Here is a 19,994-nt window from a genome sequence, read left to right as displayed (position 1 = left end):
GTGACACCGCGACATCCGTGACACCGCGGCGAGCCTCGACGCCGCGGTGTCACGGACTCGGGGGACCCGGCCCCGGACGCGCACGCGTCCGGGGTCGGTCGTCGCCCGGGCGACCGCGCGCCGCCCGCACCGGGCACACTGTGGGGCCATGAGCGAACCACCCCAGGACACCCCCAAGCCGGACAGCGGCTGGCAGCCGCCGGACCGGCCGCCGGGCGAGGCCCCCGCCACGCCCGAACGCCCGCCGCCGTACCAGGGCTCCTACGGCGGGCCTCCGCCCCAGGCCGTCCCCGCCGCCGGCTACGGCCACCCCGGCGCTCCGCCGCCGCAGGCGCCGCCCGTCCCGGGCTACGGTCCTCCCGGCCACCACCACCCCGGCCGGCACGGCCCGCAGGACGTGTTCGCCGGACGGGGCGCGCGGCTCGGCGCCGGAATCCTCGACAGCTTCGTCGTCGGCCTCGCGGCGACACCGGCGGTCCTGTTCTCGATCCGCTGGGACCGGATCCAGGACATGGTCGAGTCCGGGGAGCCGATGACCAACCCGCTGGACCTCTACAACATCCCGCGCCTCGTCACCGGGTACGCGATCGCGTTCCTGCTGGGCTTCGTGTACTTCACCGTCCTGCACGCCCGGTGGGGCCAGACGCTCGGCAAGAAGGCGTTCGGCATCCGGCTGGTGCGGGCGGCCGACCTGTCCGCGGTGAGCTGGGGGCAGGCGCTCGGCAGGCAGGCCTTCGTCTACGCCATCAGCGTGACGACGGGCGCGCTGAACCTGGTCACGCCCGCCGCGGGGATACTCGGGCTCGTCGGCCTGCTCGACAACGCCTGGATCCTGTGGGACGAGAAGCGCCAGGCCCTGCACGACAAGGTGGCCGGGACGGTGGTGGTGAAGGCGACGCCGTGGACGCCGAACCCCTACGCCCGCGAGCGGTCCGGGTCCTGAACGGCTCCGGCAACGGCCGGGCCATGCGGGGGTAAACATTCCGGCTCCACCCGGGCGCGGCAGGGTTGGCCCGCGGTGACGCGGCGACCCTCACGGCATGACGCAACCGCCGCACGACCCCGCGTCCGGGCGAGAGCCGGACGACGACCGGCCGCACGAGGAGCAGGAGCGCCCCCACCGGCCGGGCCCCTACGGCGGCCCCCCGTACGGCGGCCCGCAGCCGTACGGGGAACAGCCGCAGGGGCAGCAGCCCCCGTACGGCGAACAACCTCCCTACGGCGAGCAACCCCGATACGGCGAGCAACCTCCGTCCGGCGAACAGCCTCCGTACGGCCAGCAACCCCGGCACGGCGAACAGCCGCCGTATGGCGAACAACCTCCGTACGGCGAACAGCCCCGGTACGGCGAGCAGCCTCCGCGTGAAGGCCAGCAGCCGCCCGGTGGTGGGGAGCAGTACGGCCGGCAGGCCTACGAGGAACAGCAGCCCTATGGAGAGCAGCAGTGGGGCGGGCAGCAATGGGGGCAGCAGCCCCCCGGCGGGCAACAGCCCTACGGCCAGCAGCCGTACGGTGAGCAGGGGCAGTGGCAGCAGCAGCCGTACGGGGCCCAGCCGGGGTACGGGCAGCAGCAGCCGGGCTACGGGGCGGGCGGGTACGCGCACCCCTCCGGGGAGCTGGCGAGCCGCTGGGCGCGGCTGGGCGGGGGCATCGTCGACCTCGTCATCATCGGCATCGTGACGGGCCTGATCTCGATCCCGTTCGTCAACTGGAACAACGTCGTGAACCCGGAGCCGGGCACCTCCATGTACGACGGCGCCCGGGTGGGGACGAACGCGATCAGCGTCGTGCTGGCGTTCTTCTACTTCTGGCTGATGCACGCCAAGTGGGGCCAGACGCTCGGCAAGATGCTGGTGCGGACGCGGGTCGTCCGGGCCGACGACGGGCAGGCGATCACGACCGGCCAGGCTGCGGGGCGCTCCGCGTTCTACAGCGTGCTCGGGGGCATCTGCGGATGCATCGGCCTCATCGACGTCGCGTGGATCCTCTGGGACCAGCGCAAGCAGGCGCTGCACTGCAAGGTGGCGCAGACGGTCGTCGTCAAGGCCGACCCGTACCGGCCCAATCCCTACGCCCATCGCTGAGATCGCCCGCGCCGGCGGGCCTTCCGGAGCCGTTCGAGTTGCCGGGCGGGGCCTCGTCCGGGCAGGCTGGACGGCGTGCATATGGCCGGAAACTCCCCCAGCCCCCGTCGTAACGGCTCAAGGGCCGTCCGCGGCGTCGCGTTCCGCGGCGTCCCGGGGCTGGCCGCCCTCGCCGTCGCGGGGTCGCTGACCGCAGCCTGTCAGACCCCGTTCGACGACCCGGGCGCTTCCGGCCCGCCCAAGGGGCCGGTGGTGAACGGCCCGGCGGGCCCGACGACCGCGGGCGACGACTACGTGCCGGGCAACGGCAACGGCGGCTACGACGTCCAGCACTACGGGCTGAAGCTCACCATCACGCCGGACGGCCCGAAGCAGCTCGACGGCGTCGCGACGATCACCGCGAAGGCGACGGCGCGGCTCGCCCGGTTCAACCTCGACCTGACCGGCCTGGACGTGTCCTCCATCAAGGTGGACGGCGCGGCCGCGCGGCAGCAGCGCGGCGGCGGCGAGCTGGAGGTGACGCCCGCCAAGCCCCTGGAGAAGGGCAGCACCTTCACCACCGTGATCGCCTACTCGGGGACGCCGCGCCCGGTGTCGGACCCGGTGCTCGGCCGGTACGGCTGGATCCGCACGTCCGACGGCGTGTTCGTGGCGTGCCAGCCGAGCGGTGCGCACACCTGGTTCCCGAGCAACGACCATCCGAGCGACAAGGCCACCTTCGACTTCGAGATCACGGTCCCGCAGGGGCTGACGGCGATCGCCAACGGCGAGCCGGACTCGCCGCCGCAGGACTCCGGCGGCGCGACGCCCGGAACGCCGCCCGGCCTGCCCGGCGGGCCGCCCACCGACACCCCGCCCACTGAGCCGACCGACGGCCCGACGGACGGCCCGGGGGTCGTGCCGGTCGCCCACCGCGCCGGGGCGGGCGCCACGACGACCTCGAAGTGGCGGGTCAAGGACCCGATGGCCACCTACCTGGCGACCGTCGACGTCGGCCGGTTCGCGGTGCGGACGGGCCGGACGGCCGGCGGCGTCCCCAACATCACCGCCGTGGACGCGAGCACCTCCGGCGTGAACATCGACCAGTTCCACCAGCTGAACGGCCGGGTCATCGACGAGTGGTCGAAGCTGTTCGGCCCGTACCCGTTCTCCTCGACCGGCGGGCTGATCGACAACGCCGACGTCGGCTTCGCGCTGGAGACGCAGACGCGGCCGGTGTACGGGGCGTTCGGGCTCCAGCCGACCATCGTCGCGCACGAGCTGGCGCACCAGTGGTTCGGCGACAGCGTCAGCCTGTCGCGCTGGCAGGACATCTGGCTGAACGAGGGCTTCGCGACCTACGCCGAGTGGCTGTGGGACGAGAAGACCGGCGGCCGGACGGTGCAGGAGCACTTCGACGAGGCCTACAGCGGCATCGGCGGCGGGGAGCTGTGGGACGTCCCGCCCGGCGACCCCGGGCGCAAGCAGATGTTCGGCCGGTCGGTGTACGACCGGGGCGGCATGACGCTGGTCGCGCTGCGCGCACGGGTCGGCGAGGACGTCTTCTACAAGATCCTCCAGACCTGGACCAGGGAGCACCGGCACTCCTCCGGGACGACGAAGCAGTTCATCCAGACGGCGAACCGGGTGTCGGGCAAGAAGCTGGACGCGTTCTTCGACGACTGGCTCTTCAAGAAGGGCCGCCCGTCCAAGTGACCGGGTGACCCCGGTCTGCGGCGAGTGAAGGTTCGGCCAGGAAACGGGAAAGCCCGGCCGGTCACCGGCCCGGCGGGGCGGGCGCGCCGCCATCATCGGCCTGATGAACGGGCCTTCTCGGCGGATGAGCGCGGCCTTGGCCGCCGCGATCCTGGTCGGGTCGCCCGGCGCCGCGTCCGCGTCCGAGGATCCGGGCGCCGCGGCGGAGCGGCGGGCGGCCGCACCTTGTCCACAGCCCTTGCCGCCCGCCGTGCCGCCGCCGGACGGGTGCGGCACGCCCTCCCCGGGAGCGGCGGGCCTGGGCGACCCCTACTTCGGGGACGCGGGCAACGGGGGCTACGACGTCTCCCACTACGACGTGGCGCTGGCCTACGCGGGCGTCAGGACGGGAGCGGTCGACGCGACGGTGACGGTCACGGCGACCGCCACCCAGGACCTGTCCGCGTTCGACCTCGACTTCCGCGGCCCGGAGATCACCGCCGTCACCGTGGAAGGCCGGGAGGCGCGCCACCGTCGCGCCGGCCGCGAGCTGGTGGTCACGCCGGCCGGCCCGATCCGCGCCGGGCGCGCGTTCCGGGTCGCCGTCCGGTACGCGGGCAGGCCGGTGCCGGTCGGGGACAAGACGTTCGGCTCCTACGGGTGGGTGCCGAGCAAGGACGGCGCGGTCGTCGCCTCAGAGCCGGACGGCGCGTCGACCTGGCTGCCGGTGAACGACCATCCCCGCGACAAGGCCACGTACGCGTTCCACATCACCGTCCCGAAGGACCTGCGGGTCGTGGCGAACGGGCGTCCCGGCCCCGTCCGCACCGGCGGCGCGACCGCCACCTACGAGTGGGCCGAGGACGCGCCGATGGCGAGCTACCTGGCCACGGTCGCCATCGGACGGTTCCAGGTGCGGCGGACCGAGGTGGACGGCGTCCCGGTGATCACGGCCGTGGACCCGGCGTTCCGGTCGGCGGCCAAGGGGCTGGAGAGCACCACCGTCAAGGTGATGAGGTGGGCGGCGCCGCTCTTCGGCCCGTACCCGTTCGCGACGGCGGGCGGCATCGTCGACGACCCGAAGCTCGGCTACGCCCTGGAGACCCAGGAACGCCCCGTCTACGGCGGCTTCGCGCCGGACGAGGGGTTCGTCGTCCACGAGATGGCCCACCAGTGGTTCGGTGACAGCGTCGGGCTGCGCGACTGGAGCGACATCTGGCTGAACGAGGGCTTCGCGACCTACGCCGAATGGCTGTGGCGCGAGCGCACCGGCAGGGACTCGGCGGAGAAGATCTTCAAGCGGTACTACGCGCTGCCCGCGAGCTCGCCGATCTTCAGTCCGCCGCCGGGCGCGCCGGGCGCCGCGAAGATGTTCGGCTTCTCCGTCTACGTCCGCGGCGCGATGACGCTCCAGGCGCTCCGCGACCGGGTCGGCGACAAGGCGTTCTTCACGATCCTGCGGACCTGGACGGCCGAGCACCGCCACGCCACCGCCACGACGCCGCAGTTCATCGCGCTGGCCGAACGGGTGTCGGGCCAAAGGCTCACGGCACTGTTCCAGTCGTGGCTCCGTTCGGAGACCAAACCGCGGAGTTGGTGACCAGATGCCGGGTCCAGCCATAAAAACCTCACCCGACAGGCAGATTCGATACCAAATCGCGCTTGTGCGGACCCCGTTCACGAGAAAGTCTTGAGCGCGGTCATGACGGTCCACCGAGGCTACCGAGGACGAGGTCGATGAGCAGAACCCCCAGAGCGCTGGCGGCCGTGACGCTGGGCGTCGCGGCGAGCCTCGCGGTGACCGCGGCGCCCGCGGGCGCCGCCGAGCGGTTCACCCCCGGGGCGCCCGGCGCGGGCGACCCCTACTTCCCCGACATGGGCAACGGCGGCTACGACGTCGCCCACTACGACATCGGCCTGAAATACGATCCCGCGACCAAGGGCATCCAGGCGGTGACCCGCGTGACGGCGCGGGCGACGCAGAACCTGTCCCGGTTCGACCTGGACTTCCTCGGCCCGCTGAAGATCTCTTCGCTGAAGGTCGACGGCCGCGCCGCGTCCTACACGCGCACGGGCGCCCAGGAGCTGGTCATCACCCCGCGCAAGGGGATCCGCGACCGCCGCACGTTCACGGTGACCGTGGCGTACTCCGGCGTCCCCCAGACGATCAACGACGATGCGCTGGGCGTGTCCGGCTGGGTGCCGACGCCCGACGGCGCGGTGATGCTCAACCAGCCGTTCGGCGCGGCCACCGTCTACCCGGTCAACGACCACCCGACCGACAAGGCGACCTACACCTACACGCTGACGGCCCCGAGCGGCCTCACCACGCTCGCGGGCGGCGACCCGCGCGGCAAGCGGACCGCGGGCGGCTGGACGACCACGCGCTGGGACGTCCGCAACCCGATGGCCAGCGAACTCGCCATGATCGCGATCGGCCGGTACGACGTGCGCACCGGACGGACGAAGGCGGGCATCCCCAACCTGACCGCCACCGACCGGGCGATGGCCATCAAGCCGGAGGACGCGAAGAAGTTCCACGACCAGACCGCCGAGGTCACCGACTTCCAGAACGGGCTCTACGGCCGCTACCCGTTCACCTCGACCGGCGGGATCGTCGTCAAGGCCGGCGTCGGCTACGCGCTGGAGACGCAGGGTCGTCCCGTGTACGACCTCGGGCGCCGTCCGGGCGGCATCCCGAGCACCGGCCTGCTCGCGCACGAGCTGGGCCACCAGTGGTTCGGCGACTCGGTCTCCCCGGCGAAGTGGGCCGACATCTGGCTGAACGAGGGCTTCGCGTCGTACTCCGAGTGGCTGTACGCGGCGGCGCACGGCGGCCCGTCCGTCCAGAAGCAGTTCGACGAGACCTACGCCACGCCCGCGAGCGACGGCCTGTGGAAGGGCAAGGTCGCCGACCCGGGCCGTGACCACATCTTCGACGGTCTCGTCTACGACCGCGGCGCGATGGCCGTCCACGTGCTGCGCACGAAGATCGGCGAGCGGGCGTTCTCGCAGCTGCTGAAGGCGTGGCCGGCGGCCTACCGGTACGGCAACGCCTCCACGAAGGACTTCGTCCGCTTCGCCGAGCGCCTGTCCCGCAAGGACCTGGACGCCTGGGCCAAGGCCTGGCTCTACTCCGAGGGCAAGCCGTCCCTGTAGGACCCCGCTCGACGGCGACGCCACACCCTCACGCCGAGCCGGGTCGCGTGGGTGGGGCCAGTCTCGAACTGGCCCCGCCCACGCACGCGAACGCGTGACCTGCCCGGTGAAGCGAAGCCGAAGGCGAGCGAAACCGGGCAGATCGCGAAGCGATGCCGCGTTCGCCCAGGCCAGGTCGCGTAGCGAGCCGCCAGGCGAGCGAAGTGGGCCGGGACGTGGAAACACAGCCGCCAGGCGAGCTACGTGGGCCGGGACTGAGAGAACACCCCCTAGCTCAGCGTGAGGGTGTAGCCCTTCTCGCGGAGGCGGCCGATGACGTCCTCGGAGTGGTCGGCCCCGCGGGTCTCCAGGTGCATGAGCACCTCGGCCTCCTCGACGTGCAGGCGGGCCGCCATGCGCTCGTGCATGACGTCCAGGACGTTGACGCCCATCTCGGCCAGCTCGCTCAGCAGGGTCACAAGGGCGCCAGGACGGTCCTTCAGACGGCAGCGCACCACCAGGTACCGTCCCGCGCCCGCGAGACCGTGCCGCAGCACCTTCGACAGCAGCAGCGGGTCGATGTTGCCGCCCGACAGCAGCACCACGACGGGCGGCTCGACGGCGTAGGCGTGCTCCAGCAGCGCCGCGACGCCCGCCGCACCCGCGGGCTCGACGACCTGCTTGGCGCGTTCGAGGCACAGCAGCAGGGCCTGGGAGATCGACTCCTCGGTCACGGTGACCACGGCGTCCACCAGCTCGGTGAACATGGCGTAGGTCAGTTCCCCCGGACGGCCGACCGCGATGCCGTCCGCCATCGTGCGCTCGATCCCGATCTGGGTCGGCCTGCCCGCCGCGAGCGAGGGCGGGAACGCCGCGGCCCGCTTGGCCTGCGCGCCGACGAGCTTGACGTCCCCGCCGCCGGTCTCCTTCGCCAGGCCCTTCACCGCCGCCGCGACCCCGGCCAGCAGCCCGCCGCCGCCCACCGGCGACACGAGCGTCCGCACCTGCGGGCACTGCTCCATGACCTCCAGGCCGATCGTGGCCTGCCCCGTGACGACGTCGGGATGGTCGAAGGGGTGGATGAACACCGCGCCGCACTCGTCGGCGTACTCCTGCGCGGCGACGAGGCAGTCGTCCACGGTCGGCCCCGGGAAGACGACCTCGGCGCCGTAGCCGCGGGTCGCGGCGATCTTCGGCAGCGGGGCGCCGACCGGCATGAACACGGTGGCCTTGCAGCCGAGCATCGAGGCGGCGAGCGCGACGCCCTGCGCGTGGTTGCCCGCGCTCGCCGCGACCACGCCGCCCGCCCGCTCCCGCTCGCTCAGCCGCGCGATCCGCACGTACGCGCCCCGGATCTTGAAGGAGCCGGTGCGCTGCAGGTTCTCGCACTTCAGCAGGACGGGCCCGCCGATCTGCTCCGACAGCACCCGGGAGGGGATCAGCGGCGTCGGGACGGCCACCCCGCCCAGCAGCTCCCGGGCGGCGCGAACGTCGTCGACACCGACCGAGGCCAGACCAACGTCACTCTCGCTCGCTCGTGGGGGGACGACCCCCCACACCCCCCGGGTCGCTTCGCTCATGTGTTCATCCTCGCACGCCAGACTTATCCGGCACTCCAATAACGATCTTGGGCGTACACCAGGGCGGCGGCGCCGACCAGGCCCGCGGTCTGCCCGAGCTCGGCCGGGACGATCCGCAGCCGCCGCGCGAACTCCATCCGCGCGTGCTCGCCGAACGCCTCCTCCAGCGGGTCGAACAGCAGCCGCCCCGCCTGCGACAGCCCGCCGCCGATCGCGGCGACCTCCAGATCGCACAGGTGCGTCGCGGACGCGATCGCGATGCCGAGGGCGCGGCCCGCGCGGCGCATCGCCGCGCCCGCGACCGGGTCCCCGCGGCGGGCGTCCTCGGTCAGCTCCACGCCGGTGGCGTCCGCGCCCCCGGGCCGCCAGCCCTGCTCCCGCGCCCACGCCACCAGCCCCGGGCCGCGCGCGACCGCCTCCAGGCAGCCCCGGCCCCCGCATCCGCAGGGCGGCCCGCCGGGCTCGACGATGACGTGCCCGATGTGCCCGGCGTTGCCGCTGGCGCCGTTCACCAGGCGCCCGCCGAGCATGAGCCCGCCGCCGACGCCCGTGGACACCACCATGCCGAGGACGTTGTCATGCCCGCGCCCCGCGCCGAGCCAGTGCTCGCCGATCGCGACGCAGACCGCGTCGTTGTGGATGCGGACGGGCAGGCCCGGGTACCGGGCGCGCAGCCGCTCGCGCAGCGGGAAGCCCCGCCACGCCGGGATGTTCAGCGGGGACACCTCGGCCGCCGGCCAGGTCATCGGCCCTCCGCAGCCCACCCCGACGCCCGCGAGGGGCGGGTCCCCGGCCCCGGCGGCGACCTTGGCGAGCAGCGCCTCCAGCGCCCGCCACAGCTCCTCGCCGTCCATCCCCGGCGCGTTCGGGGTGGGGGCCCGGTCCTGGGCGGTGACGCGCCCGTCGGGCTCGACCAGCGCGGCGGCGAGCTTCGTCCCGCCGATGTCCACCGCGAGCACGGCGCTCAAACGCCCTCCTCGGCCCGGCCGAACGCGAGGATCGAGGCGGTGAAGCCGTGCACGTGGTTGCGCCCCGCGACCGGGCCGATCTCCCCCGCCGCGAAGAACCCGCCCACCCCGGCGGGGCCGAAGGCGCGGTCCAGCACCTTGGCGTCGTGGTCGGAGTCGGGGAACATCGCCTGCCCGCGGCCGTTGCAGGAGATCAGCAGCGCGCCCTCGACCGGCGCGAGGTCGAACCGCTCCAGCAGCGCGGCGAGGTCCTCCTCGGCGGCGCCCGCGTCCCGCACCTGGAACCGGACGGTGCGCCCCACGTCCACCACGTCGCCGATCGCGATGGCGCCGGTGTCGGTGTCGGCGCCCACGACGCCGCGGACGAGGAAGTCGCCGTGCTCGTGCACGTCGGCGTACTCGTTCATCGCGACGCCGATCAGCAGCCCGCGCCCGGCGAGCTCCTGCTCCTCCTCCGGCAACCCGAGGACGATCTGCTCCAGCTTCTCCAGCGCCGGCACGCCCGCCAGCTCGTACAGGACGTTCTCCTCGGCCCTGGTCACCACCATGTCCGGGCCGATCGGGCGGGCGCCCTGGCTGACGACCGTGGCGGCGGCGACCGCCCCGCCGATCACCACGCCGACCGCGCCCTCCCGGTACACCTCGCCGCCGACGAACAGCCGCGCCTCGCCGTGCCCCGTCTCGCCGAGCCCGCTGCCCTCGGCCAGCCCGCCGACCAGCGGCAGGCCGGGCAGGGCCTCGTCCGAGCGCTCCACGAACGCGTCCACCGGGAAGCTGTACGGATCGGCCAGCAGCACGCCCACCACGTCGTCGTCCTGCGCCTCCGGCATGCCGACCACGATGAGCCGGTCGTCGCCCTTCAGCGTCTCCAGCCGGAACGCGTCGAGCCGCGCGCCGGGCAGCACCGCCGCCCACGCGCTCACCGCGCCGCGCTCCTCCACCCCGCGCCCGGCCCCGATCACACCGGACGCGCTGCACCCCAGCACCAGCGCGGGACCGGCCGCCTGCTGCGCGGCCTGCGCGGCCTCCTCGATCTGCTCCGGGTCGTCGCCGGTGACGAACACGCACACCAGGTCGGGCGCCGCGCTGAGCGGTGCGAGCGCCTGCTCGACCGCCGTCGTGGCGGCGCTGGACAGATCGGGTCCGAGGGCCAGGCCATCACCGAATCGCGCCATCGGCGCCGCCTCCCTCACTCCGTTCGCCGGGTCGCTTCACACCACCAGTCTCCCCCTCCGCGCCCGTTCCACCCAAACCCCGGCAGGACGGGACGGGGCGGGCGAATCCCCGACGGGGGTGCGATCGCGCGGACCGGCGACGTAGTGTCGGTCGCGTGCGTTCATCCACACCACGCGAGTCCTCCTCCGGCGAATCCGCACCCCGCGAATCAACGCTGGGCGCGCTGCGCTCCACCGGCCACGTGCGGCTTCCCGTCAAGGCCGAGATCCGGCGCAACCTGCTCGACCGGCTGAGATCCGGCGAACCGCGCTTCCCCGGCATCCTCGGGTTCGACGACACCGTCCTGCCCCACCTGGAACGCGCCCTGCTCGCCGGGCACGACCTGGTGCTGCTGGGCGAGCGCGGGCAGGGCAAGACGCGGCTGATCCGCACCCTCGTCGGGCTGCTGGACGAGTGGACGCCCGTGGTGGCCGGCTGCGAGATCAACGACCACCCGTACGCCCCCGTCTGCGTGCGGTGCCGCCGGCTCGCCGGCGAGCTGGGCGACGAGCTGCCCGTCGAGTGGAAGCACCGCGACGACCGCTACGGGGAGAAGCTCGCCACGCCCGACACCAGCGTCGGCGACCTGATCGGCGACGTCGACCCGATCAAGGTGGCGGAGGGCCGCACGCTCGGCGACCCGGAGACCGTGCACTTCGGGCTCGTCCCGCGCACCAACCGCGGGGTCTTCTCCATCAACGAGCTGCCCGACCTCGCCGAGCGGATCCAGGTGGCCCTGCTGAACGTCCTGGAGGAGCGCGACGTCCAGGTCCGCGGCTACGCGCTGCGGCTGCCGCTGGACGTGCTGCTCGTCGCGTCGGCCAACCCCGAGGACTACACCAACCGGGGGCGGATCATCACCCCGCTGAAGGACCGCTTCGGCGCCGAGATCCGCACCCACTACCCGCTCGAACTGGACGCGGAGCTCGCGCTGATCCGCCAGGAGGCCGACTTCGCCGACCTCGCGGGCCTGCCCGCCGAGGTGCCCGACCACCTGGTCGAAATCATCGGGCGGTTCACCCGGCTCGTCCGCGAGTCGACGGCGGTGGACGCGCGGTCGGGCGTGTCGGCGCGGTTCGCGCTCGCGGGCGCCGAGACCGTCGCGGCGGGCGCGGTGCGCCGCGCGGCGCTCACCGGGGAGGAGCACGCCGTCGCGCGGGTCTGCGACCTGCCGGCCGTCGTGCCGTCGCTGATGGGCAAGGTGGAGTTCGAGGTCAGCGAGGAGGGCCGCGAGCAGGAGGTGCTGGAGCACCTGCTGCGCCGCGCGGTCGCCGAGACCTACCGCCGGACGCTGGGCGGCGCCGACCTCACCGGCCTGCTCGACAAGTTCGACTCCGGGGACAGCGTCGAGTCGGGCGAGCTGGTGCCGGCGCGCGAGCTGCTGCGCCGCACCGGCCAGGTGCCCGGCCTCGCCAAGATCATGGAAAGGCTCGGCATGAGCGGGGAGTCCCCCGGGCAGGCCGCGGCGGCGATCGAGTTCGCCCTGGAGGGCCTGTTCCTCAGCCGGCGGCTCTCCAAGGACGTCGCCGAGGGACGGTCCGACGGGACGGCGACGTACCGGACGTGACACCACGTCCCGAGGCCTCCACGCGCGAGGGGATCCGATGAGCCGATACCGCTACGGCGCCTACGAGGACGGGCCCGACCCGCTCGCGCCGCCCTACGACGTCCGCGACGCGCTGGACGCCGTGGGCGACTCGGTGCTGGACGGCACCCGGCCGGACGACGCGCTCCGCGAGCTGCTGCGGCGCGGCTTGCCCGGCGCCGAGGGTCGCCGGGGGCTCGACGACATGCTCCGCCAGGTCCGGGAGCGGCGCCGCGCCCTGCGCGACCGGGGCCGCCTCGACGGGACGCTGGAGCAGGCCCGCGCCCTGCTCGACACCGCGATCGGGCAGGAGCGGGCCGAGCTGTTCCCCGACCCGAGCGACGACGCGCGGCTGCGCGAGGCGGAGCTGGACACGCTGCCGTCCGACACCTCGCAGGCGATCCGGCGGCTGTCGGGCTACGACTGGCGCTCCGCCGCCGCCCGCCGCACCTTCGAGCAGCTCAAGGACCTGCTGCGCCGCGAGGTCCTCGACGCGCAGTTCCAGGGCATGAAGCAGGCCCTGGAGAACCAGGACCCGGCCGCCATGCAGCGGGTCAAGGACATGATGGCCGACCTCAACGCGATGCTGGAGCGGGACGCGCGCGGCGAGCACACCCAGGAGGACTTCGACCGGTTCATGGGCGAGTACGGGGACATGTTCCCCGACGATCCGCAGAACCTCGAAGAGCTGGTCGACTCGCTGGCCCGCCGCGCCGCCGCGATGGACCGGCTGCTCGCCTCGCTCAGCCCCGAGCAGCGCGCCGAACTGGCCGGGCTCATGGAGCAGGCCATGCAGGACGCGGGCCTCGCCATGGAGATGACCCGGCTCGGCGACGCGCTGCGGGCCCGCCGCCCCGACCTCGGCTGGGGGCAGCCCGAGCAGATGAGCGGCGACGACCCGCTCGGCGTGGGCGACGCCACGACCGCGCTGGCGGAGCTGGCCGACCTCAGCGAGCTGGAGGCGGCCCTCGGGCAGGACTACCCCGGCGCGCGGCTCGACGACATCGACGAGAACGCCGTCCGGCGGGCCCTCGGCCGCCAGGCCGTCGACGACCTCGCCGCGCTGCGCCGCATCGAGGCCGAACTGGAGCGGCAGGGCTACCTGCGGCGACGTCGCGGGAAGCTGGAGCTGACGGCGAAGGCGGTGCGGCGGCTCGGCGAGACCGCGCTGCGCCGGGTGTTCTCCCAGCTGACGTCCGGGCGGCAGGGCGACCACGACCAGCGGGACGCGGGCCAGGCCGGCGAGCTGACCGGCTCCAGCCGCGAATGGCGGTTCGGCGACGAGCAGCCCCTCGACGTGGTCCGGACGGTGAGCAACGCGATCCGGCGCAGCGCCATGGAGCGCGGCGTCCCGGACAGCGGCACCGGCCTCGTGCCCCCGCCCGCGGGCGCGAAGGTCACCGAGTCCGCGCCCGCCACCGACGCCGTGGCGGTCGGCGGGAACGGCGGCCGGCGCACGGACGGCGTGCGGCTGAGCGTGGACGACTTCGAGGTGCACGAGACCGAGCGCCGCACCGGCGCCGCCGTCTGCCTGCTCGTCGACCTGTCCTACTCGATGGTGCTGCGCGGGACGTGGGCCGCCGCCAAGCAGACCACGCTGGCCCTGCACACCCTCGTGACCAGCAAGTTCCCGCAGGACGCGATCCAGATCATCGGGTTCTCCAACTACGCGCGGGTGCTGCACCCGACGGAGATGGCGGGCCTCGACTGGGACATGGTGCAGGGCACCAACCTGCACCACGCCCTGATGATCGCCGGACGGCACCTGGACCGGCACCCCGACTTCGAGCCGATCGTCCTCGTCGTCACCGACGGCGAGCCCACCGCGCACCTGCGCCCGGACGGCCGCTCGCTGTTCGACTACCCGCCGTCCACCGACACGCTCGTCCTCACCCTCGCCGAGGTCGACAAGATGACCCGGCGCGGCGCCTGCATGAACTTCTTCATGCTCGCCGAGGACCGGCGGCTCGTGTCGTTCGTGGAAGAGGTCGCACGCCGCAACGGCGGCCGCGTCTTCGCCCCCGACGCCGACCGCCTAGGCGAGTACGTCGTCAGCGACTACCTACGCCTGCGGCGTACTTAATTGCTTTCTGGCCGGCTCAGCCGTTCCAGACCATCAGGGCGAGGATCACCAGCCAGATCAGCGCGACGACGCCGGACATGGCGGCCAGCCGCCCCCGCTCCACCTGGGCGATCTCGCCAGTGTCGGCCGCCGGTCCTGCGGCGGGGGCCTCGGCCTCCGTAGCGCCGCCCCCGGCCTCCCCGGCCTCCCCGGGCTCCTCGGCCTCCTTGGCCGCGGCGGGACGGACCGGGACCGCCGCGGGGGCCGCCTCGGCCGCCGCGACCTCCAGCAGATGCACGGCCTTGCGCTGGTCGCGCTCGACGATCAGCAGCAGCACCAGCGCGACGACGAACAGCGTCATCGACACCGTCAGCCACACCTCGGCGAGATCGCCCTTGGCCAGCCCGAGCCCGATCAGGAAGATCCCCAGCGTGCCGATCCCGTAGATCTGGGTGGTCCGGTGGAGGTAACGCACCACCACGACATTGCGCTTGCGGATGTAGCGGGGGGTGGACATCGTGGCCGCGGTCAGCGGCCCCAGCGTGAAGATCGCGAACCCGATGTGGAGAAGGAGCAGGATGCGGTCCGAAGTCGACATGAGCCGACCTTAGCCCGCACCGCCCCGACCCTCACCGCAACCACGCGACGACCCCGCCGAGCGACCTCAGCCGACGCAGAAACCACGCGACGACCTCAATGGTTGCGATCGCGTCCGAAGGCAGGTTCGAGCGAAGCGAGAACCTGATCGCGCAGCGAGCCGCCAGGCGAGCCGGAGCGATGCCAGCGATCGCCCGCGGTGCTCGACGATGGAGGGCCGCCAGGCCCGAAGGAGGAGACCGCCGCCATAGGCACGGCTGGCGGCCATGTCCGGCGTCGTCGCGCTGATCTGGCTGGTGATCCTCGTCCTGATGGTCTGGAACGGCTGAGCCGGTCCTACTCCCCAGGGTTCAGGCGCTTCTTCAGCCAGGCCAGGATCGTCGGGTAGACGCCCTCGTCGCCCAGCATGTCGGAGGCGTGCATGTCGCCCTCGATGGTCTTGACGGTCGCCGGGACCCCGGCGGCGCGCAGCGCGCTCGCCAGGCCGGTGCTCTGCGTGACCGGGACGAAGTCGCCGGTGGCGTGCATCAGCAACATCGGGGCGTCGTCGGCGGAGACGTGCGTGACGGTGCTGGCGTCGTCCAGCTTCGTCCAGCAGTCCGGGGCGGCGGCCGCACCGGGCACGCAGTGGACGAGGTCGACCACGGCCCGCCGCAGCTTGCGCTCGGTGAACGAGGCGCCCGGCTTCGCGCCGTCCTGGAAGGCCAGGAAGGGGTTGTTCGGCGGCGACAGCGCGATCACGCCGCGGACCTGGCGGGTGCCCGCCCCGAGCGTGCCGAGCTGCGTCGCGAGGTGCCCGCCGGCCGACGAGCCCATGACCGCGATGCGGTTCGGGTCGACGTTCCAGACCTGGGCGTGCTTCTTGACGAAGTCGAGGGCCGCCATGGCGTCGTCGCGCTGGGCGGGCCACTGCGCCTTGGGCGCGAGCCGGTAGTTGGCCGACAGGACGACGAAGCCCTGGTCGGTCAGCCGGCGCGCGAAGTACTTCCAGCCGCCGCCCTTGTCGCCCTCCAGCCAGTAGCCGCCGTGCAGGAGCAGCACGGCCGGGCGCGGCGTGGCGCGCGGCCCCGGCTTGCGCCAGTAGGCGTCGATCTTCTGGGCGGGCAGCTTGCCGTAGGCGTAGGTGCGGAACCGCGGGAGCTGCGGCGTCACCATCACCGCCTGCGCGGTGACGGTGCCCTCCGGCTCCCCGTCCGTGCCGGCCGGGCCGCCCTCCGTCGGCGTCGCGGACGGCGCCGCCGGCGACCCGGTGCCGGGGGCCCCGGTCTCCGGCGCGCCGGACGGGGTCCCCTCCGTCGGCTCGGACGGGACGGACGGAACGGACACGCTCGGCGACGGAGCCGGCTCGTTCGCGTGGGCTCCCACGGGAACGGTCACGGCGGAGACACACGTCGCGGCGAACGCCGCCCCACAGACCAGTACTTTGCGCACCCCGGGCCCTTTCTTCACGAACCTGGCGCGCTGAGTATAGATGTTTTGATCAAGTCCGGTGGGGAACGGTCAGGTGATTCTCAGGTGAGCGCCTGCTCCAGGTCACGGATCAGGTCGGCGGCGTCCTCGATGCCGACCGACAGTCGCACCAGGTCGGAGGGCACTTCCAGCGGCGATCCGGCCGCCGAGGCGTGCGTCATCCGGCCCGGGTGCTCGATCAGCGACTCGACGCCGCCGAGGGACTCGCCGAGCGTGAACAGCTTCGTGCGCTCGCAGACCCGGACGGCGGCCTCCTCCGACTCCATCCGGAACGAGACCATGCCGCCGAACGCCTTCATCTGCTTGGCGGCGACCTCGTGGCCCGGGTGGTCCGGCAGCCCCGGGTAGAGGACCTGCCGGACGGACGGGTGCCGCGTCAGCAGGTCCACGACCCGCTCCGCGTTGGCGCAGTGCCGGTCCATCCGCACGCCGAGCGTCTTGATCCCGCGGAGGGTGAGCCAGGCGTCGAACGGGCCCGCGACGGCGCCCATGGCGTTCTGGTGGAACGCCAGCCGCTCCCCGAGTTCGGCGTCCGCGGCGACGAGCGCGCCCCCGACGACGTCGGAGTGCCCGCCGATGTACTTGGTGGTGGAGTGGACGACGACGTCCGCGCCGAGCTCCAGCGGCCGCTGGAGGTAGGGGGAGGCGAAGGTGTTGTCGACGGCCAGCAGCGCCCCCGCGTCCCGGGCGACGGCGGCGAGGGCCGCGATGTCGGCGATGCCGAGCAGCGGGTTGGTGGGCGTCTCCACCCAGATGATCTTCGTGTCGGGGCGCACGGCCGCCCGCACCGCGGCGATGTCGCCGAGCGGCACCGGGTCGAACTCGACGCCCCACGGCTGGGCGACCTTCGCGAACAGCCGGTACGTGCCGCCGTAGGCGTCGTTCGGGACGATCACATGGGAGCCGGGCCTGCAGACCGTGCGCAGCAGCGCGTCCTCGGCGGCGAGCCCGGAGGCGAACGCCAGCCCGCGCGCACCGCCCTCCGTCTCGGCCAGGCATACCTCCAGCGCGGTACGCGTCGGGTTGGCCGATCGGGAGTACTCGTAGCCGCCGCGCAGCCCCCCGATGCCGTCCTGCTTGTACGTCGAGACCTGGTAGATCGGCGGGACGACCGCGCCGGTGGCCGGGTCGGGCTCCTGCCCGGCGTGGATGGCCAGGGTCTCGAACCCCCGTTGAACCTCGTTGTCCATGGGTACGAGGCTATCCACTCCCCGCCCCTCCTAGAGGAGGAGAGGCTCCCCCGGAGGTATCACCCCGCATTTCGGCGCTGCGGGTGACCCCCGCACGGTGTCCGGTCTCTACTGTTTTACAGGTATCCCTACGACCGTGAATTTAAGGAAGCCCCATGTTCGCTCGGCTCGCGCGCTTCGTCGTGAGACACCCGTGGTGGACGATCGTGGCCTGGCTCGTGGCCGCGGTTCTCATCATCGCCCTCTCCCCCAAGCTCACCACCGAGTCCGACCAGGGCGACTTCCTGCCCTCGAAGTACGAGTCGGTGCAGGCGCTCAAGATCGCCGAAAAGGCGTTCCCGCAGCAGGAGGACACCTCCTCGCTGATCGTGGTGAAGCGGACCAACGGCCAGCCGCTGACGGCGCAGGACACCGCGAAGGTGAACGAGGCCGCCAAGTCCCTCAACGCCAAGAAGCCGCCGACCGTCCTCGGCTTCGCCACCGGCCCGCAGGCCGTGGCCCCCAACAAGGCCGTCCAAGTGATCATGGTGCCGATGAAGGGCACCTCGATGGACGACAGCAAGAAGCAGGGAGAGGCGGTCAAGCAGATCCGCAAGGACCTGCCCACCCTGCTGAAGGACAGCGGGATGGAGGCCAAGGTCGGCGGTGACGTCGCCGGCTTCGTCGACAACGAGGACTCCTTCAACAAGTCCTTCGAGATCGTCGGCATCGCCACCTTCGTGCTGATCATCGGCCTGATCCTGCTGATCTTCCGGGCCCCGCTGGCGGCGATCCTGCCGATCGTCGTCATCACCGTGACCATGCAGGTCGCGATGGGCCTGATCGGCACGGCCTCGAAGATCTTCGGGTTCTCCGGCGACGACAGCCTCAGCACCATCATCCTGATCGTGCTCTTCGGCATCGGCGCCGACTACTACCTGTTCCTGATGTTCCGGTTCCGCGAGCGGCTGCGGGCGGGCGACGACAAGAAGACCGCGATGATCACCGCGGTGGAGCGGGTCGGCGAGGTCATCTCGTCCGCCGCCGCCGCCATCGCCGTGACGTTCCTGGTCCTGCTGCTCGCGACGTTCGGCGTTTTCAGCGCCTGGGGCCCGTCCCTGGCCATCGCCGTCGTCGTGATGGGCATCACCTCGCTGACGCTGTTCCCCGCGCTCGTCTCGCTGCTCGGCACCGCCGTCTTCTGGCCGTCCAAGGCGTGGAAGAAGCAGCCGAAGGACCGGTTCTCCACGGCCATCGGCCGGGGCGTCGGCAAGCGCCCCGCCCTCGCCGCCGCGGCGTCCGGGCTCGTCCTGATCGTGCTGGCGCTCGGCACCCTCGGGTTCAAGGCCGACTACGACTTCGCGGCCGGCTTCCCGCAGGACACCGAGTCCGCCCAGGCGACCAAGGACATGGAGAAGGGCTTCCCGCCCGGTCTGACCACCCCGGTCCAGGTGTTCATCAAGAGCCAGAACGGGCAGCCGGTCAGCCAGCAGCAGCTCCAGACGTTCAGCAAGGACGTCGAGAACGCGCCGGGCGTCGGCAAGGTGCAGCCTCCCGTCCCCGGCCAGGACAAGACCGTGGCCCGGGTCGACCTGGTGCTGAAGCTCAACCCGGCGTCCAACAAGGCGATCAGCCTGGTCAAGGACGACCTGACGCCCGCCGTGCACAAGGCGGCGCCGGAGGGCACCCGCGCCTACGTCGGCGGGCCGACGGCGATCTTCTCCGACATCAACACGGTCAACAACCGCGACCTGTCGGTGATCCTGCCGGTGGCGGCGGTGCTGATCGCGCTGATCCTGGCGCTGCTGCTGAGGTCGGTGGTCGCGCCGCTGTACCTGGTGGTGGCCGTCCTGCTCGGCTTCGCGGCCACGCTCGGCTCCGCGGTGTACGTCTTCCAGGGCGCGATGGGCGAGGCCGGCGTCACCTTCCAGCTGCCGATCGTCCTCTACCTGTTCGTGCTGGCCATCGGGACGGACTACAACATCCTGATGACGGCGCGGCTGCGCGAGGAGGCCAAGGAGGGCCACGAGCCGCGGAAGGCTGCGGCCCTGGCCGTCCAGCACGGCGGCCCGACGGTCGCCGCGGCGGGCCTCATCCTGGCCGGCACGTTCTCGGTGATGATGCTCGCGCCGGTCTCGATGCTCCAGCAGATGGGCTTCTCGGTGGCGATCGGCATCGCGCTGTCGGCCTTCGTGATGTCCACCTTCCTGGTGCCGGGCCTCACCGCGATGCTGGGCCACCGGGCCTGGTGGCCGGGCCACGGCGACGAGCCGAAGAAGCAGCCGCGGCCGAACGACACGCGGGAGGACTTCGCCCCGTCCGGGTACCGCGGCTAGCCGCGGCGCCCCCCGAGACGTCGGGTTGCGGGGGCCGGCCCATAACGCCGCCCACCGGCCGGGCCCCGCAACAGATCGGAAGAGCGTCGGGGAGGGAAAGAGTGTGCATAAAGGGG

Annotated in this window: 14 protein-coding genes; 8 read left to right on the top strand and 6 right to left on the bottom strand. The window is 72.8% G+C overall.

All coding sequences use genetic code 11. The features are described from left to right. Window positions 1-148 precede the first annotated feature (148 nt). The 5 genes from AB0C84_RS28910 to AB0C84_RS28890 all read left to right on the top strand — a co-directional run bounded on the left by AB0C84_RS28910 (window position 149) and on the right by AB0C84_RS28890 (window position 6,917). Window positions 149-943: an RDD family protein gene (locus tag AB0C84_RS28910; protein WP_361072561.1), complete on the top strand. Its 795-nt coding sequence runs from the start codon at window positions 149-151 to the stop codon at window positions 941-943. Between the two features lie 97 nt (window positions 944-1,040). Further along, window positions 1,041-2,084 carry an RDD family protein gene (locus AB0C84_RS28905; protein WP_361072558.1) on the top strand — a complete coding sequence of 348 codons (1,044 nt, stop codon included), beginning with the start codon at window positions 1,041-1,043 and terminating at the stop codon, window positions 2,082-2,084. Window positions 2,085-2,165: 81 nt separating this feature from the next. Then, the gene (locus tag AB0C84_RS28900; RefSeq protein WP_361072688.1) at window positions 2,166-3,779 is read left to right on the top strand and encodes a M1 family metallopeptidase; all 1,614 of its coding nucleotides are present in this window, start codon (window positions 2,166-2,168) and stop codon (window positions 3,777-3,779) included. A 103-nt stretch (window positions 3,780-3,882) separates the two neighbouring features. Continuing rightward, window positions 3,883-5,358 carry a M1 family metallopeptidase gene (locus AB0C84_RS28895; protein WP_361072555.1) on the top strand — a complete coding sequence of 492 codons (1,476 nt, stop codon included), beginning with the start codon at window positions 3,883-3,885 and terminating at the stop codon, window positions 5,356-5,358. A gap of 137 nt (window positions 5,359-5,495) precedes the next feature. Beyond that, the gene (locus AB0C84_RS28890) at window positions 5,496-6,917 is read left to right on the top strand and encodes a M1 family metallopeptidase (protein WP_361072552.1); all 1,422 of its coding nucleotides are present in this window, start codon (window positions 5,496-5,498) and stop codon (window positions 6,915-6,917) included. Window positions 6,918-7,186: 269 nt separating this feature from the next. On the opposite strand, the gene ilvA is transcribed toward AB0C84_RS28890, so the two are convergent. Genes ilvA through AB0C84_RS28875 form a run of 3 tightly spaced genes read right to left on the bottom strand, consistent with a single transcriptional unit; the run spans window position 7,187 to window position 10,619 of the window. Then, a complete protein-coding gene (gene ilvA, locus AB0C84_RS28885) occupies window positions 7,187-8,476 on the bottom strand; it encodes a threonine ammonia-lyase (protein WP_361072549.1) in 1,290 nt (429 codons plus the stop codon). A gap of 23 nt (window positions 8,477-8,499) precedes the next feature. Next, window positions 8,500-9,435 (bottom strand): ROK family protein, encoded by a 936-nt coding sequence (locus AB0C84_RS28880; protein WP_361072685.1) that lies wholly within the window; start codon window positions 9,433-9,435, stop codon window positions 8,500-8,502. Window positions 9,436-9,440: 5 nt separating this feature from the next. Next, window positions 9,441-10,619, bottom strand: coding sequence for an FIST N-terminal domain-containing protein (locus tag AB0C84_RS28875; RefSeq protein WP_179843978.1), 1,179 nt, complete (start codon window positions 10,617-10,619; stop codon window positions 9,441-9,443). Window positions 10,620-10,834: 215 nt separating this feature from the next. On the opposite strand from AB0C84_RS28875, the gene AB0C84_RS28870 reads away from it, so the two are divergent. Then, a complete protein-coding gene (locus tag AB0C84_RS28870) occupies window positions 10,835-12,226 on the top strand; it encodes a sigma 54-interacting transcriptional regulator (RefSeq protein ID WP_361072682.1) in 1,392 nt (463 codons plus the stop codon). Window positions 12,227-12,263: 37 nt separating this feature from the next. After that, window positions 12,264-14,327 carry a hypothetical protein gene (locus AB0C84_RS28865; protein WP_361072546.1) on the top strand — a complete coding sequence of 688 codons (2,064 nt, stop codon included), beginning with the start codon at window positions 12,264-12,266 and terminating at the stop codon, window positions 14,325-14,327. A 16-nt stretch (window positions 14,328-14,343) separates the two neighbouring features. Here the strand turns inward: AB0C84_RS28865 and AB0C84_RS28860 are convergent, their stop codons facing one another. From AB0C84_RS28860 to AB0C84_RS28850, 3 genes are all read right to left on the bottom strand, one after another. After that, window positions 14,344-14,904 carry a hypothetical protein gene (locus AB0C84_RS28860; RefSeq protein WP_361072543.1) on the bottom strand — a complete coding sequence of 187 codons (561 nt, stop codon included), beginning with the start codon at window positions 14,902-14,904 and terminating at the stop codon, window positions 14,344-14,346. Window positions 14,905-15,239: 335 nt separating this feature from the next. Next, window positions 15,240-16,229, bottom strand: coding sequence for an alpha/beta hydrolase (locus tag AB0C84_RS28855; RefSeq protein WP_361072540.1), 990 nt, complete (start codon window positions 16,227-16,229; stop codon window positions 15,240-15,242). A 185-nt stretch (window positions 16,230-16,414) separates the two neighbouring features. Next, window positions 16,415-17,563, bottom strand: coding sequence for a cystathionine gamma-synthase (locus AB0C84_RS28850; protein ID WP_258941123.1), 1,149 nt, complete (start codon window positions 17,561-17,563; stop codon window positions 16,415-16,417). A 155-nt stretch (window positions 17,564-17,718) separates the two neighbouring features. Here AB0C84_RS28850 and AB0C84_RS28845 point away from each other — a divergent pair, with 155 nt between their 5' ends. Further along, window positions 17,719-19,878, top strand: a complete 2,160-nt coding sequence (locus AB0C84_RS28845; protein WP_361072537.1) for an MMPL family transporter — start codon at window positions 17,719-17,721, stop codon at window positions 19,876-19,878. Window positions 19,879-19,994 lie beyond the last annotated feature (116 nt).

It is taken from the genome of Actinomadura sp. NPDC048955, assembly GCF_040649435.1.
Lineage (GTDB): Bacteria > Actinomycetota > Actinomycetes > Streptosporangiales > Streptosporangiaceae > Spirillospora > Spirillospora luteofluorescens.
This window is presented reverse-complemented; position numbering and strand designations above follow the sequence as displayed.

Bases quoted from the DNA above. Each gene is read 5' to 3' on its own strand.
- AB0C84_RS28890 (WP_361072552.1), top strand. From the start codon at position 5,496: ATGAGCAGAACCCCCAGAGCGCTGGCGGCCGTGACGCTGGGCGTCGCG.
- AB0C84_RS28860 (WP_361072543.1), bottom strand. From the start codon at position 14,904: ATGTCGACTTCGGACCGCATCCTGCTCCTTCTCCACATCGGGTTCGCG.
- AB0C84_RS28865 (WP_361072546.1), top strand. From the start codon at position 12,264: ATGAGCCGATACCGCTACGGCGCCTACGAGGACGGGCCCGACCCGCTC.
- AB0C84_RS28850 (WP_258941123.1), bottom strand. From the start codon at position 17,563: ATGGACAACGAGGTTCAACGGGGGTTCGAGACCCTGGCCATCCACGCC.
- AB0C84_RS28875 (WP_179843978.1), bottom strand. From the start codon at position 10,619: ATGGCGCGATTCGGTGATGGCCTGGCCCTCGGACCCGATCTGTCCAGC.
- AB0C84_RS28905 (WP_361072558.1), top strand. From the start codon at position 1,041: ATGACGCAACCGCCGCACGACCCCGCGTCCGGGCGAGAGCCGGACGAC.
- AB0C84_RS28900 (WP_361072688.1), top strand. From the start codon at position 2,166: ATGGCCGGAAACTCCCCCAGCCCCCGTCGTAACGGCTCAAGGGCCGTC.
- AB0C84_RS28845 (WP_361072537.1), top strand. From the start codon at position 17,719: ATGTTCGCTCGGCTCGCGCGCTTCGTCGTGAGACACCCGTGGTGGACG.
- ilvA (WP_361072549.1), bottom strand. From the start codon at position 8,476: ATGAGCGAAGCGACCCGGGGGGTGTGGGGGGTCGTCCCCCCACGAGCG.
- AB0C84_RS28910 (WP_361072561.1), top strand. From the start codon at position 149: ATGAGCGAACCACCCCAGGACACCCCCAAGCCGGACAGCGGCTGGCAG.
- AB0C84_RS28895 (WP_361072555.1), top strand. From the start codon at position 3,883: ATGAACGGGCCTTCTCGGCGGATGAGCGCGGCCTTGGCCGCCGCGATC.